The following is a 14,332-nucleotide window of genomic DNA, read 5'->3' as shown; positions in this document are numbered from 1 at the left end:
CGGGAGACGCGAACCCATGACGGAGACCCCAAGACGCGCCGCGCCGATTGCGCAAAAACTGGCCGACCTCATCGGCCAGCAGATCGCCGACGGCGTGTACCAGCCCGGCGATAAACTGCCGTCGCTGCGCGAGCTGGCGCAACTGCATCGCTACGCCAAGAACACGGTGGTATCGGCATTCGACCTGCTGGTCTCGCGCGGGCTCATCGAGCCCGGCGCGGCTCGGGCTTCTATGTTTCAGCCGGGCAGGTGCGCAAACCCCGGGCCGCCGACGAGGACAGCGGCCAGCTCGTGCGCGCCATGGATACCGTCTGGCTGGCGCGCGAGCAGCTCATCACCCAGCCCGAGGTTGCCGCCGTGGGCGACGGTTTTCCGCCCATCGAATGGCTGGCCGACATGCGCATGGATCGCTACCACCAGAAGGTCGTGCGCACCGGGCTGGGTTCGTTGTTTCGCTACGGCAATCGCTTTGGCTACGCGCCGCTGCGCGATTCGCTGGTGCGCAAGCTCGGGGTGCTGGGGCTCGCGGTGACGCCGCATCAACTGGTTCTCACGCAGGGCGCGAATGATGCTCTCGATCTGGTGATCCGCTATTTCGTTCCACCGGGCGCGACCGTGCTGGTCGACGAGCCGGGCTACTACCTGCTGTTCGGCAAGCTCAAGCTCGCGGGGGCGCGCGTGATCGGCGTGCCGCGTCAGGCCGACGGACCCGATCTCGCCGCGCTGGAGAACATCCTCACCACCGAACGGCCACGGCTGTTCTTCACCCAATCGCTGGCGCACAACCCGACCGGCTCGGACCTCGGCGCACCCAAGGCGTACCGGCTGCTGCAGCTCGCGGAGAAGCACAATCTGGTGTTCGTCGAAGACGACCCGTTCGCCGATTTCAAGCCGCCCTCGTCGGTGCGGCTGTCCACGCTCGATCAGCTGGAGCGCACGCTCTACATCGGTAGTTTTTCCAAGTCGTTTTCGGCCGCTCTGCGCGTGGGCTATATCGCGTGCAGCGCCGCGCTGGCCAATGATCTGGCCGATCTGAAGGCGTTGATCCACGTGAGCGGATCGGAATACTGCGAACGCATGGTCGATGTGATGCTGCGCGAGGGGCGCTACGAACGCCATCTCGTGAAGCTGCGCCAGAAGCTGGGCGCTGCGACGCAGCAGGCGCAATCATGGCTCGACGCGCAAGGCTGCGAAGTGTTCGCGCGCAATGCGCAGACGCTGTATCTGTGGGTGAGGTTTCCAGGCGTGGAAGACTCGCTGCAATGGGCCGAGGCGCTGCTGCCGCACGGCGTGAAGATGGCGCCGGGTCGCGTGTTCCACCTCGACCCCGCCGCGCCGTCGCCATGGTCGCGCTGCAACGTGGCGGCGATGCTGGATCCGCGTTTTCAGGATGCGGTGAAAAAGGAACTGCTCGCCGCGCGGCGTTGACGGACTACGCGGATTTGCTCAGGATCGCGGCGCGCACGTTCTGCACGTGCGCCATGCCTGCCTTGTCGGCGGCCTGCGCATTGCCTGCGAGGATGGATTCACTCATCGCCAGATAGTCGCGCATGCGTACCTTCTGCAACGTGGCGGGGCGGTGCTGGGCATAGACGATGGGCATCTGGATCGACGGAAACAAGCGGCGCAATTCCTGGCTGCCCCCGGCCTCGAGCAGCGCACGGTAGAGGCCGCGGCGCGCGCGCGCGAAGGCGTCGCCGTCGTGCGCGTCATTGGCCCTGGAGAGTTCGCGCAGCGCCTGCTCGATAGCCTTGCGTGGCCGACCTGCGGCGATGCCCTTGGCGGCGCTCAGGGCGAGCAGGCCGGTCATGCGCTCTGCAACGTCCAGCACTTCGAGCGTCTGAGCAAGGCTCAGCGAGCGGATCGCCGCGCCCTTGTTGCGCGAGAGTTCCACCACGCCTTCCGCCGCCAGGCGCTGCAATGCCTCGCGCACGGAATTGCGGCTCACGCCATATTGCGCGGCCAGATCGACCTCGACCAGCCGCTGTCCGGGCACGAATTGCTGGCTTTCGAGACCATTCATGATGCCGTAGAACACCGTGCCGGAGGCGCTGCGCGAGGCGTCGGGCGCGCTGCCGGAATGGGGGCTGGATGGCTCGGTCAGCAGGATGCGCGCCATGAGAACGTGAAGAGGGTGGGTGGAGGGAGGTCAGCGCGGAATACGCCGACGGATGTCGCCAACAGGATAGCTCAGGCGCAGGTAATTGTGCTTCAATATTGTTCAACAATCTGCACGGTCCGACGAATTCGTTGCAAGATGCCGGTTGATTGATTCTTTGCCACCCCGGTTTCAACAGGAGACTCCATGGACTTTTCGCTTTCCCCCGAGTTGCGCGAACTGCAAGGCAGGACGCGGCGCTTCATCGCCGAGCAGGTGATCCCCATGGAGCGCGACCCGCGCCAGTCCGCGCACGGACCGAGCGAGGAATTGCGCCGCGAACTGGTGCAGCGCGCACGCGCCGCCGGGCTGCTCACGCCGCACGCATCCAGGGACATGGGCGGCCTCGGCCTCACGCACATCGAAAAGGCCGTGGTCTTCGAGGAGGCCGGCTACTCGTGGCTCGGCCCCACGGCGATGAACATCCATGCGCCCGACGAGGGCAACATCCACCTGATGGAGGAGGTTGCGACGCACGCGCAGAAGGAGCGCTGGCTGCGTCCGCAGGTCGAAGGCAAAACGCGCTCATGCTTTGCGATGACCGAGCCTTCGCCCGGTGCAGGTGCCGACCCGTCGATGCTCGCAACCACCGCCACCAGGGACGGGGACGACTACCTGATCAACGGCGTGAAATGGTTCATCACCGGCGCGGAAGGCGCGGACTACGTGATCATCATGGCGCGCATGGAGGACGGCTCGGCGACCATGTTCCTCTCGGACATGGACCGGCCCGAGATCGTTCTCGAACGCAGCATGGACGCGATGGATTCGTGCTTCACCGGCGGCCATGGCGTGCTGCGTTTCACCAATCTGCGCGTGCCCGCAAGCGACGTGCTCGGCGAGGTCGGCAAGGGCTTTCGCTATGCGCAGGTGCGGCTCGCGCCCGCGCGCCTCACGCACTGCATGCGCTGGCTTGGTCAGGCACGCCGGGCGCATGAAACCGCGCTCGAGTACACGCGCAAGCGCCAGGCCTTCGGCAAGCCGCTGGCCGAGCACGAAGGCGTGGGCTTCATGCTGGCCGACAACGACATGGACCTGCACACCGCGCGCCTGAACATCTGGCACACGGCGTGGCTGCTCGATCAGGGCGAGAAGGGCAACTATGAATCGAGCCGCGCCAAGGTGATCTGCTCCGAGGCCGAATGGCGCGTGGTCGACCGCAGCGTGCAGATGCTGGGCGGTCAGGGCGTGACGGGCGAAACCCCGGTGATGCGCATCTTCAGCGACATGCGCGCCTTCCGCATCTACGACGGCCCGAGCGAGGTGCACCGCTGGAGCATGGCGCGCAAGCTGGTGCACATGGCCGAGAAGGCACATGCGGCGGCGGAGGCATCGGCATGAGTAGCAGCACCAGCAATGTCATCGACAGATTCAGTCTCAGGGGCCGACTCGCGCTCGTGACCGGCGCATCGAGCGGGCTTGGCACCCACTTCGCGAAGATGCTCGCGGCCCACGGTGCCAGGGTGGCCGTGGCGGCGCGGCGCGGCGACAAGTTGCAGTCCGTGGTGGACGAGATCGTGAACGCCGGTGGACAGGCGCGTGCTTTTTCGCTCGACGTGAGCAGCGCGCAAAGCGTCAGGAGCGGCTTCGATGCCATCGGCGAATGGGCCGTGCCCGACGTGATCATCAACAACGCGGGTGTCACGGTCACGCGCGCCTTGCTCGATCAGACCGAGGACGATTTCGACCAGGTGATCGGCACCAACCTCAAGGGCAACTGGCTCGTCGCCACCGAGGGCGCGCGCCGCATGGTGGCCGCGAAGAAGGGCGGTGCCATCGTGAACGTGGCCTCGATTCTGGGCGAGCGCGTGGGCGGCGGCGTTGCACCGTATGCGATCTCCAAGGCAGGCGTGATCCAGGCGACCAAGGCCATGGCGCTGGAGCTTGCGCGCTACGGCATTCGCGTGAATGCCCTGCTGCCCGGCTACGTGATCACCGACCTGAACCGCGACTTCCTCACGAGCGAGCTGGGGGAGAAGCTGCGCATGCGGATTCCGAGCCGCCGCTTCAGTGAGCTTGGCGATCTCGACGGTCCGCTACTGCTGCTGGCGTCCGACGCGGGCGCTGCGATGTCGGGCGCAACCGTGGCCGTGGACGGCGCGCATCTGGTGAGCGGCCTATGAACGCGGTCGCCACTCCACTGCCCTCGACGCGCTTGAAACCTACCTGCGCGACAAAGGCCTTGCGGACGCCGAGCCGGTCAAGGTGAGCGTGCTCGCGGGCGGGCAATCGAATCCCACGTTTCGCATCGATGCGGGCAAGAATCGCCACTACGTTCTGCGCAAGAAGCCGCCGGGAACGCTGATCGCGTCGGCACATGCCATCGACCGCGAATTTCGCGTGATGCAGGCGCTGGCGAACACCGGCGTTCCGGTGCCGCGCATGCTCGACTATTGCGAGGATGCCAGCCTCATCGGCACGCCGTTCTTCGTGATGGAGTTTTTAGAGGGGCGCGTGTTCATGGACCAGGCGCTGCCCGGCATGACCAACGCCGAACGCACGGCGCTCTACCGCGAGATGAACCGCGTGATCGCCGCGCTGCACGCGGTGGACCACAAGGCCGTGGGTCTGGGTGACTACGGCAAGGAAGGCAACTACGTCAGCCGCCAGATCGCGCGCTGGTCGCGCCAGTGCAGGGAATCGACGCTGCCCGTGAATGCATCCATGCACCGGCTCATGGAATGGCTGCCCGCGCATCTGCCCGAAGGCGACGAGACCACGCTGGTGCATGGTGACTACCGGCTCGACAACCTGATCTTCCACCCGAGCGAGGCGCGGGTGATCGGCGTGCTCGACTGGGAGCTGTCCACGCTGGGTCATCCGCTGGCCGATCTGGCGTACCAGTGCATGGGCTGGCGCATTCCGCACGATCTGTGGCGCGGCATCGGCGGGCTCGATCTCGCCGCGCTCGGCATTCCCAGCGAAGCGCAATACGTGCAGTGGTACGGCGAAGCCACGGGCCGCGATGCCGCCGGACATTGGGACTTCTACATCGCCTACAACCTGTTCCGCATGGCCGCGATCCTGCACGGCATCGCGCAGCGCGCGGCCGAAGGAACGGCAGCGGCCGAAGACGCGGTGGAGACGGGCCGCAAGGCCGGTCCGCTGGCCGATCTGGGCTGGGAGGCCGCGCAGCGCTACATGGCGTCGCGCTGAGCCAAGGCGATGGCTTCGATCAGGGCCGGTGCCAGCGTGCCGCCGTGGTCGATGCCCGGCAGTTCCCTGTAGTCCACCTGCAACTGCGGGCGGTTCAAGCCCGAGAGGCGCGCGGCCAAGGCCTCTACATGTTCGTTCATGCGGCGCTCCGTGGCCCTGGCGGCGCGCGCCGGATCATTTTCGTGGCGCCTTGCGCGCTCACGCGAGCCCACGCGCAATTGAATCCACACCTTGGGTGATGCGGTAGCCGCGCCGTTGGCAATCCATTGCTCGATGGTTTGCAGCGCTTGCGCGCCGTTCCACCACAGCGACGGGCTGGCCGCCGCATAGCGCGTGAACAGCCGATTGCGGGTGACGAGCGCATGCACCGTGAGCAAGCCGCCAAGCGAATGGCCGAACAGCGTCTGGCGCGCGGGGTCGATGCTCCACGCGGAGCGCAGTGCGGGTTGCAACTGCTTTTCGATGAAATCCAGAAACTCGTCCGCACCTCCGGTGCCCGCTTCGGTGGCTGGCGGTGGCGTGTAGTCGCGCCGGCGTGCCTGCTGGTCCATGGTGTCGTCGACGGGATAGCCAATGCCCACGACCATCAGCGGGTCCTTGCGCAGCGCGGCGGGGCGATTGCCGCCGTTGCGCGCGAGCTGCGCGGCCACGGCGAAACTCGCGTTGGCATCCAGCAAATACAGCACCGGATAGCCGCCAGCGGGCGCGGGCGTGTCCGGCACCTGCACGAAGATGCGGCGCACATGGCCGCTCGCGGGGTCCCGCATGTCGAGCTGATGGCTGTGCGCGAGCCGCACCGGGGGCGCATTGCGAAGCTCAGCGGCGGCGGGAGATGCGGCGGTGTTCATGTCAGGCGAGGCGCTGGCACCGGGCATCAGGAAAGAAGCCGACGCAAGCGCCAGCAGATCGCGGCGCGAGACGAGGCGGGAGGCAGTTCTGGTCATTTGTGGATGAGAATTAATCGCATCCATTATCACCCTTGAACTGCGCTCACGCCATCACAGCTTCATGTCATAGCCTACGGTGATCGGCGCGTGATCCGAGAACTTCTGCGCCTTGTAGATTTCCTCGGTTCGCGCGAGCGCGGCGATGGCCGGGGTGGCGAGGTGGTAGTCCAGACGCCAGCCCACGTTGTTCGCATAGGCCTGCCCGCGGTTGCTCCACCATGTGTAGCAGGCGTCCGTGGTGTCGGGCTGGAGGAGGCGGTACACGTCCACCAGACCGCCGGTTGGATCAGATGTGTGCAACAACTTTGTCATCCATTCACGTTCTTCGGGCAGAAAGCCGCTGTTCTTCTGGTTGCTGCGCCAGTTTTTCAGGTCGGCCTGCTGGTGGGCGATGTTGACGTCGCCGCAGAGAATGAAATCGCGCTCGGACTTGAGCTTCATCAGCGTCATATGGAACTCGGCCAGAAAACGGAATTTCGCCTGCTGCCGCAGATCGCCCGATGAGCCGCTCGGAAAATAGGCGCTGATGATGGAAAACTTGCGCTTTGGCGTGTCGAAGCGCGTTTCCACAAAACGGCCCTCGGCGTCGAATTCGCCCGAGCCGTAGCCGATCACCACGTCGCTGGGCTCATGGCGCGTGTAGACGCCGACGCCCGAGTAGCCCTTCTTCTCGGCGAAATGAAAGTGGCCCTTGAGGTCGCCAATCGACTCGAATTTGTCGGCAATATCGCTGGCCTGCGCCTTGATTTCCTGGACGCAAATACAATCCGGACGGCTTTGGTCCAGCCATTCGACCACCCCTTTGGATGCAGCGGAGCGGATGCCATTGAGGTTGAGGCTGGTCAGTTTGAACAAGGAAGAATTCATGGTGAACGACAAGAGCGGTAAAGCGGCAGAACAGTCCCAGTTGGCGCTGGATTTCGTGCAATTCGCAGTGGAATCCGGCGTTTTGCGCTTTGGAGAATTCAAAACCAAGGCCGGGCGGATGAGCCCCTACTTCTTCAACGCGGGGCTGTTTGATGATGGCGCAAAAATGGGTCGCCTTGCCGGATTCTATGCAAAAGCCATTCTGGCCAGCGGCCTTGCGTTCGACATGGTGTTCGGCCCCGCCTACAAGGGCATTCCGCTCGCGGCCACGGTGGCCGTCGAGCTCGCGCGCCTTGGCCGCAACGTGCCTTTCGCTTACAACCGCAAGGAAGCCAAGGACCACGGCGAGGGCGGCACGCTGGTGGGCGCGCCGCTCAAGGGGCGGGTGCTGATCATCGACGACGTGATGTCCGCCGGTACCGCTGCGCGCGAGTCGATAGCGTTGATTCAGGCTGCTGGCGCGACGCCACATGCCATCGCCATTGCGCTGGACCGCCAGGAAAAAGCCACCGAGAATGGTCGTGACGTGGCGCACAGCGCGGTTCAGTATGTCCGGGGAGAATTGGGCATGCAGGTCTGCACCATCGCAAAGTTGGCAGACTTATTGCAGTATCTTGCGCACAGTGGTGGTGGCGACGAAATGAAGGCCCACCATCAGCGCGTCGTGGCCTACCGTGATCGTTACGGTGTCGAAGACGAGTGAAAAAGTAGATCGCTCCGGGTACGGGGCAACGAAAGGGATGGATTGAAAGCGGTCGCAAGTCAATGGGTTTCCGGCGTTCTGGTCGCCATCGCTCTGATGGCTGCCGTGCAGCCCGCAGCGGCGCAGAACGCGGCCGTGTACAGCTGTGTTGACAAAAATGGCCGACGCATCACGTCCGACCGCCCGATTCCCGAATGCCTTGACCGCGAGCAACGCGTGCTGGACAAGACCGGCACCGAACGCCGCCGCCTCGGCCCCACGCTGACCGAAAACGAACGCGCCGCGCAGGAGGCGCAGCGCCGTGCCGACGCGGAGCAGAAGGCCCGCGTGGCCGACCAGCGCCGCCGCGACCGCGCCCTGATCACGCGCTACCCCGACGAGGCCACGCACAACGGCGAGCGTACGGCGGCGCTGGCGGTGTTCAATGACCTGATCCAGATTGCCAACAAGCGCATCGAGCAGTTGCGTGCCGACCGGGTGGCGATCAATACAGAACTCGAGTTCTACCAGAACGACCCCAAGAAGGCACCACCCAAGGTGCAGCGCCGTATCACGGACAACGAGGAAGACATTGCCGAGCAGCAGCGCTATATTGCGACGCAACAGGAAGAGAAGCGCAAGGTCCAGCAGCGTTTCGACACTGAACTGGCGCAATTGAAGGAGCTGTGGGCCATCGAGCGTGCGGCGGCGGCGGGCGGTTCGGCAGCGGGCTCCGATCACAAGCCGGCGTCAACCACTCCCCGCTGACCTTTTTTCACGCTTCAGCGTCGGGGCGCTGTGGATCAGGCGGTGGCCGATGCGCGCTCTGCGCGTCCCCATGCCGATTGCTCCGATGCAAGCAGCGCGGCGATGGCCTCGGCGTGGACGGCCCTGCTGAACAGATGGCCCTGCCCGATCCCGAAACCCGCTGCCAGCAGCGCCTGGCACTGTGTTTCCGTCTCTATCCCCTCGGCCACGAGCTCCATCGAAAGATCCGAACCGATCCGCCCGATGGCGTTGACCACGGCGGTGATGGCCGGGTCGCTGCCGAAGTTGCCGACCAGATTGGAGTCGATCTTCAGGCAGTCCACCGGAAAGTCGCGCAGCCGCGTGAGCGACGAATGGCCCGTGCCGAAATCGTCGAGCGCCACGCGGATGCCAGCCGCGCGCAGTTGCGCGAGGGCGCGCGTGACGTACTTCGAGCCACGCTCGTGCAAGGTCTGTTCCGTCACTTCGAGTTCGATCAGCGATGGATCCACGCCAGCCTTCTCCAGATGCTTGAGCAGCCGCTCGGCGTAGTTGTCGCGCATGAACTCCACCGGCGCGGCGTTCAGGGACACCGGCACGATCTGCAACCCCGCGCGCTGCCAGGTCACGATGTCGGCAAATACCTTGGCGCGCAGGGCATCGGCGATGCGCGTGGCCAGTTCATAGTTGAGAAACGCCGCCTGCACCTTGCCGGGCATCTGCAGACTGCCGTGCTCCGCGTCCTGCGAGCGCAGCAGCGCCTCCATGCCCACGACCTTGCGGTCGATCAGCCGCACCTTGGGCTGGTAATGGGCGCGCACCGTGCCGTCGCGCAGGATGCGGCGCGCTTGGTCCATCTGGCCGGCCTCGTCTTCGAGCGGGCGCATGATTTCCCTCGAGAACACGCCCACGCCACCCCGGCCATTGACCTTCATCTCGTTGAGCGCCGCGTCGGCATTGCTCATCAGCTCCACCGCCTCGCGCGCGTCGCGCGGATAGAGCGCGCAGCCGATGCTCATGCTGCCGTTGATGCGTTTGCCGGCGTAGCTGATCGGCGGATCGAGCTGCAGCATCACGCGATGGGCAATGCGTTGCAGGGCGTCTTCGTCACCGACGTCGTGCGCGATGATGGCGAACTCGTCGCCGCCAATGCGCGCGACGAGGGCATCCTCGGGCAGGCAGCCCTGGATGCGCCGCGCCAGTACTTGCAACAAATGGTCGCCCGCAGCGTGCCCCAGGGTGTCGTTGAGGTGCTGGAAGTGATCGAGATCGATCAGCATCAGTAGCGCGCCCGTGCCCTGCTCGCGCGCCCGCTGCAGTGCCGGTCGCAGCGCGTCGTTGAACGCGCGGCGATTGGGCAGGTCGGTCAGTTCGTCGACCTCGTTGGCCTTGCGCAGCCGCTCCTCGGTAAGCTGCTGCTGCGTCACGTCGCGCGAGACGCACAGAATGCTCATGGTCTTGCCGTTGTCATCGAACACCGGCGTGAGAATGTTGTCCCAGTACTGCGCCGGTTTTCCCGGCGCGATGCTCTTTCCCGCGAAGCGCGCGTTGCTGCCGCGCAGCGCCTGGCGGAAAGCGCGCAGGCCGGGAGCCTGGATCTCGGGCGGCAGCAGCTCCAGCCACTTCATGCCGAAACCGGAATCGGGCGACACGCCGAGCGCCCGGCAGCCCGAGAGATTCATATGGGCCAGCGTACCGTCGGTGTTGACGATCTTGATGCAGTCCACACTGGCATCCAGCATCTTTTCCTGCATGCCCAGATTACGCATCAGCGATTGACGCGCCAGCACTCGCTCATGGATGTCGATCGCGCCGAGATACCAGTGACCCCGGCCCGTGCCCGACTCGCCGCGACCATCCTTCTTGCCTTGATGAAAGATGGCCGCCACGAGAAACCAGCGGAACGAGCCATCGCGCGCCCGAAGGCGCAGCTCTTCCTGAAATCCGGTGCGATGTTCGAGGGTTTCGTTCCACTGCCGAGTCATGTACTCGACGCTGTCGGGATGCAAGGCTTCCAGCCAGTCATGTGAGTGCCTGCCGGTGAATTCGCGCCAGGCCGCATTGCCCCAACCCGGGTCCCCATCATCGGCGGTCCGGATCCAGACCAGATGGGGCAGGGAATCCATCACCTGTTGCAAGTGCGTCGCGGCCTCGTCAGAAGGCACGGTGGCGGTGGACGGTGACACCACTCGGGAGGTTTTGGACAGACCGGAGACTTGCTTGAGATGACTAGGCTGCAGACCCATGATGACTTTCTGTTGCCGGGCGAATATCAGACTGCGGACGAGAAAGTGACGCGGCAGTGTCAGAGCGGCGGAATGTAATTTGAATTCTACTATTGAATAGCGTAAATCAATTGATTGTGAAATTTGTTACGTAAATCGGGCGCTCTTTGCCATGCGAACACTCAAAATTCCGCACAAATGTTGGCTGAAAGCGAAATGTAGGCGAGGTTACACCCGTCCGATGCGGACGCCCGCAAGGCTGAGGGGTTTATGGATACATCCGGTTGATGCAGCCCCATAGCCTGCATTTTTCGGCCCGAAAAATGCGCCTCCCGCTTTTGTGTTCGGGCAACCTGTTTTTCAGAGGGGAACCGCCCAGAGCGTGGCCGTTGCGGTTATCGATAGTGTTGTCCGAAGACAAGGGTATGGCCGCCGCGTGGTGGATCAATTTATTTTTTGGCGGCTTCGGCGGCATTTGCACCCGCGGTGCTTTCGGCCCCATAGGTTTTGCTCAGGTAGTCCACGATGGCAGGAATGTCGTCGTCGGGGAAGGTCGCCCCAAAAGGCTTCTTCATCTTTTTTACCGTGGCCTCCCAGTAGCTGCGCGGCGAGGTGGTCGGCTGATACTGCGCGTACTGGGCCGAATGGCACATCAGGCAGTTTTGCAATGTGAGCTTGTAGCCCGGCAGGTCACTTTCGCGGTAGATGGCCGTTTCGCCGGGCAGATCGATTTCGAGAGCCTGCGCCTGTTGTTGCAGCGCTGCGCCGCAGATCAGCGCCGCCAACGCGGTGCAGGTGCGGGCCGTCGATGCGAGCGAGCGAACGCGTGTCGAGTGTGTCTTTTTCATGGTATTGCCTTGCCTCCCTCTTTCTTTCTAGGCCGCGGTCACGCGGACGGTTTCAATCACGTTGCGCATATAGCCAGCCGGATTCCAGAGCGCCTCCATCGGCTGACCCTGGCCCGCGCGGTTCACGGCACGCACCTTGAGTTCGTACGCCCCCTTTTTCGCCGGCTTGAACGCGGCCTTCCATTCGCGGAACGAATACTTGCTCAGTTCCTTGCCCAGCTTGGCCTTTGTCCAGGTCTTGCCGCCGTCGCTGGAAACCGACACCTCGGCGATGCCCGCACCCCCGTCGAACGCAATGCCGCGCAAGACGATTTCCTTGCCCGCCCTGATCTTCGCGCCGTCCTGCAGACTGGTGATGAACGAACGTGTGTTGAACCGGTTGATCGGCACCGTCTCGGTCGGCGCCTTGCCCGGGGCGTGCATGCGCAGTCGTTGGCGGGAATGCGGTAGGCCGACGCCATCCAGAAGCCATCGAATACCTTGTCGAGCACCTGGATGTCGTTCACATGCTTGATCCAGTAGGTGCCGTAGTAACCCGGCACGATCAGGCGCAGCGGATAGCCATTGAGCATGGGCAAATCCTTGTCGTTCATCGCCCACGCGAGCATGACCTCGCCATCCATCGCGTGATCGATGTCGAGCGCCTTCACGAAATCCGGGCCGCCCTCGATTGGCGGTTTGTCCATGCCGTTGAAGCTGACCTGGACGGCCCCTTTTTTGACGCCCGCTTTTTCCAGCACGCGCTTGAGCGACACGCCCGTCCATTTGGCGTTGCCCATCGCACCATGTCCGAGCTGCCCGCCGTTGGCGCGTGGCTCGAAGAAGCCCCGGCTGTTGCCCGAACACTGGTGGGCCGCCACCAGGCTTATCGGCGCGCCGAGCTTTTTCAGATCATCCAGCGAAAGATCGAGCGCCGCATCGACCAGACCGGAGATCTTTACGCGGAAATCCGCCGCCTTGATGTCGGTGGGAATGCCGCTCCAGTGGTAGCGCACGAAGAACGCATCATTGGGCGTGAGCAGTCCGGCGTTGAATATGTCGAACGGCGTTTCGAGCTGCGGCGGACGGCTGGTCAGCACGATCAGCGGGCGCTTTTCGGGAAAAGCCAACAGTTCGCGCTCGCCATTGGCGAATGGCAGCGTGATTTTTTTCTCGTTGGGCGCAGGCGGGGTGGCGGCGAATGCGCGCAGCGCCGGGCTCGTCAAGCCGACGGCAGTGCCCAGGGTTTTGAGCAGCGCGCGGCGATTGCGCGTCTGGGCTTCGGTGCCGGTGGGGGACGACGTACTCATGTGAAGCTTCATCGCTCATCTCCGTTGTTGTTGTGTATCAATTCTTGCTTCGGAGGATTCTTCGTGTAGGCGGTCGGTGAATCCGGAGATCACCAGTATCTTGAGTTCAGTCGGTCTGTGTCAGTCAATCTATGGGTTGATTGGATTCATTGAATCGATTGAAGTGGTAGGGCGTGTTCCGAAACAGCGGCGTGGATCAGTTTATTTTTTATGGATGGTGGTGGTGCGCGCCTTGTTTCCTTGATCCCCGAAATGGCGCTGCAACGCTTCGCGAAGCGGGCCGATCACCGCATTGCCCGGGTCGGCGCGCTTGGGCACGATGAAGTACATGCTTGGCTGCACATAGAGCAAAATGAAATCGTCATCCTCCGCCCAGCGAATGAGGTGTTCCCATGTCAAACGTGTTTCGCCGATCATAGATTGCATGGTCACTCCCGTTTCCGCCTCATCGAGCGAGAGCGTTTGCTGCTCCTGCATCGCGGGGTACCGGCGATATTGACGGCGAGTCAGCGGCTCGTTGATCAGTTTCTGAAGCCACCAGGGCATCGCGGCGTAGACAAGGCCCGCGACCATCACTCCCGTCAAATGCCTGTAGACGCCGAATGCTGTGATTGCAACGCCAGCGAGGATCAGGAACCCCTTTAATGCACGGGCCCATCCGCTGGCGCGTTTGCGGTAGAGGCGAGCGGCTGCCAGATAGTCGGATTCAGAGATTTTGTATTGGATTGAGGCGGGCATTTTTTGATTATGCAGGGTGGCGTTCTTGCCTTTTTTGTCTTGCCAAAAAGGCACAAAAAAAGCGTTTTGAATACCTGCGGTAGGACTTGCTGCGTTCCTTCGCTCGTACAACTGCCGCAAGCCAGTTGGGAAGAGATGAGCCCGGCACTTTCCCTTGCTCGTATCATTTTCTGGTGACTGTTTGGTGAGGCTGCTGGCCGGGATTGCGCCCGGCGGCGCAGTACCTTTTTGTCTTGCCAAAAAGGCACCAAAAAACGCTTTGAATACCTGCGGCAAAACTCGCTTCGTTCCTTCGTCACTTCGCTCGAACAACCGCCGCAAGTCAGCTGGAAAGAGGTGCGTTCGGCACGTCGCTGCGCTCGTGCCTGGGTTGAGTTGCGTTGGGCGTTGGTGCCCGCTACTGCACGAGCGCAGCGACGTGCCGGCTCCCGATCCCCCGCCTCTGACCACGCCTGGGCGAGGCGGTTGTGCGGTGGCTGTTGCGTCAAGTGACGCAACAGCTTCAATGTCTAGCTCACGGTAATTGTTTGAGCGGAGAGCCGCAGGCTCGCAGCGAGTTTTGCCGTGCACCGTACGACCGTCTCGCCCCAGGTCGCCCCTCGCAACGCGAGGGTCGTGGACAGCGGCTCAACTTTCTTTGATTACTTTCTTTTTTGACAAAAGAAAGTAATTCGC

11 protein-coding genes and 2 pseudogenes are annotated in these 14,332 nt (G+C 63.4%); 6 read left to right on the top strand and 7 right to left on the bottom strand.

Going from position 1 to position 14,332, the window contains the following annotated elements:
• The first annotated feature begins 16 nt into the window (after positions 1-16).
• A pseudogene (locus H9K75_RS11995) lies at positions 17-1,428 on the top strand (aminotransferase-like domain-containing protein).
• 4 nt (positions 1,429-1,432) lie between these two features.
• On the opposite strand, the gene H9K75_RS11990 reads toward H9K75_RS11995, so the two are convergent.
• Positions 1,433-2,119: a GntR family transcriptional regulator gene (locus tag H9K75_RS11990; protein ID WP_187722851.1), complete on the bottom strand. Its 687-nt coding sequence runs from the start codon at positions 2,117-2,119 to the stop codon at positions 1,433-1,435.
• 186 nt (positions 2,120-2,305) lie between these two features.
• Here H9K75_RS11990 and H9K75_RS11985 point away from each other — a divergent pair, with 186 nt between their 5' ends.
• Genes H9K75_RS11985 through H9K75_RS11975 form a run of 3 tightly spaced genes read left to right on the top strand, consistent with a single transcriptional unit; the run spans position 2,306 to position 5,314 of the window.
• Complete coding sequence (locus tag H9K75_RS11985) at positions 2,306-3,499, top strand: acyl-CoA dehydrogenase family protein (protein ID WP_187722850.1); 1,194 nt, start codon at positions 2,306-2,308, stop codon at positions 3,497-3,499.
• Positions 3,496-4,281: an SDR family NAD(P)-dependent oxidoreductase gene (locus H9K75_RS11980; RefSeq protein WP_187722849.1), complete on the top strand. Its 786-nt coding sequence runs from the start codon at positions 3,496-3,498 to the stop codon at positions 4,279-4,281. The genes H9K75_RS11985 and H9K75_RS11980 overlap by 4 nt, the downstream gene beginning before the upstream one ends.
• A gap of 43 nt (positions 4,282-4,324) precedes the next feature.
• Positions 4,325-5,314 (top strand): phosphotransferase, encoded by a 990-nt coding sequence (locus tag H9K75_RS11975; RefSeq protein ID WP_187726019.1) that lies wholly within the window; start codon positions 4,325-4,327, stop codon positions 5,312-5,314.
• On the opposite strand, the gene H9K75_RS11970 is transcribed toward H9K75_RS11975, so the two are convergent.
• Complete coding sequence (locus H9K75_RS11970) at positions 5,296-6,258, bottom strand: alpha/beta hydrolase (RefSeq protein WP_187722848.1); 963 nt, start codon at positions 6,256-6,258, stop codon at positions 5,296-5,298. The genes H9K75_RS11975 and H9K75_RS11970 overlap by 19 nt on opposite strands.
• Positions 6,259-6,312: 54 nt before the next feature.
• On the bottom strand, positions 6,313-7,116 hold the full coding sequence (locus H9K75_RS11965) for an exodeoxyribonuclease III (RefSeq protein ID WP_187726018.1): 804 nt from the start codon (positions 7,114-7,116) through the stop codon (positions 6,313-6,315).
• 10 nt (positions 7,117-7,126) lie between these two features.
• On the opposite strand from H9K75_RS11965, the gene pyrE reads away from it, so the two are divergent.
• Positions 7,127-7,831: an orotate phosphoribosyltransferase gene (pyrE, locus tag H9K75_RS11960; protein ID WP_187722847.1), complete on the top strand. Its 705-nt coding sequence runs from the start codon at positions 7,127-7,129 to the stop codon at positions 7,829-7,831.
• A gap of 96 nt (positions 7,832-7,927) precedes the next feature.
• Positions 7,928-8,578, top strand: coding sequence for a DUF4124 domain-containing protein (locus tag H9K75_RS11955; protein ID WP_187726017.1), 651 nt, complete (start codon positions 7,928-7,930; stop codon positions 8,576-8,578).
• 35 nt (positions 8,579-8,613) lie between these two features.
• On the opposite strand, the gene H9K75_RS11950 is transcribed toward H9K75_RS11955, so the two are convergent.
• The 4 genes and pseudogenes from H9K75_RS11950 to H9K75_RS11935 form a co-directional block, all read right to left on the bottom strand.
• Positions 8,614-10,803, bottom strand: coding sequence for a putative bifunctional diguanylate cyclase/phosphodiesterase (locus H9K75_RS11950; protein WP_187722846.1), 2,190 nt, complete (start codon positions 10,801-10,803; stop codon positions 8,614-8,616).
• Positions 10,804-11,231: 428 nt separating this feature from the next.
• The gene (gene sorB / locus H9K75_RS11945) at positions 11,232-11,630 is read right to left on the bottom strand and encodes a SorB family sulfite dehydrogenase c-type cytochrome subunit (protein WP_226858111.1); all 399 of its coding nucleotides are present in this window, start codon (positions 11,628-11,630) and stop codon (positions 11,232-11,234) included.
• 27 nt (positions 11,631-11,657) lie between these two features.
• A pseudogene (gene sorA, locus H9K75_RS11940) lies at positions 11,658-12,919 on the bottom strand (SorA family sulfite dehydrogenase catalytic subunit).
• Positions 12,920-13,120: 201 nt separating this feature from the next.
• On the bottom strand, positions 13,121-13,933 hold the full coding sequence (locus H9K75_RS11935) for a YcxB family protein (RefSeq protein WP_187722845.1): 813 nt from the start codon (positions 13,931-13,933) through the stop codon (positions 13,121-13,123).
• Positions 13,934-14,332: the final 399 nt, after the last annotated feature.

This window comes from Diaphorobacter aerolatus, from assembly GCF_014489535.1.
In the GTDB taxonomy this organism is placed as follows: Bacteria; Pseudomonadota; Gammaproteobacteria; order Burkholderiales; family Burkholderiaceae_C; genus Diaphorobacter_A; species Diaphorobacter_A aerolatus.
This window is presented reverse-complemented; position numbering and strand designations above follow the sequence as displayed.

Bases quoted from the DNA above. Each gene is read 5' to 3' on its own strand.
- pyrE (WP_187722847.1), top strand. From the start codon at position 7,127: ATGGTGAACGACAAGAGCGGTAAAGCGGCAGAACAGTCCCAGTTGGCG.
- H9K75_RS11955 (WP_187726017.1), top strand. From the start codon at position 7,928: ATGGCTGCCGTGCAGCCCGCAGCGGCGCAGAACGCGGCCGTGTACAGC.
- sorB (WP_226858111.1), bottom strand. From the start codon at position 11,630: ATGAAAAAGACACACTCGACACGCGTTCGCTCGCTCGCATCGACGGCC.
- H9K75_RS11970 (WP_187722848.1), bottom strand. From the start codon at position 6,258: ATGACCAGAACTGCCTCCCGCCTCGTCTCGCGCCGCGATCTGCTGGCG.
- H9K75_RS11980 (WP_187722849.1), top strand. From the start codon at position 3,496: ATGAGTAGCAGCACCAGCAATGTCATCGACAGATTCAGTCTCAGGGGC.
- H9K75_RS11950 (WP_187722846.1), bottom strand. From the start codon at position 10,803: ATGGGTCTGCAGCCTAGTCATCTCAAGCAAGTCTCCGGTCTGTCCAAA.
- H9K75_RS11990 (WP_187722851.1), bottom strand. From the start codon at position 2,119: ATGGCGCGCATCCTGCTGACCGAGCCATCCAGCCCCCATTCCGGCAGC.
- H9K75_RS11985 (WP_187722850.1), top strand. From the start codon at position 2,306: ATGGACTTTTCGCTTTCCCCCGAGTTGCGCGAACTGCAAGGCAGGACG.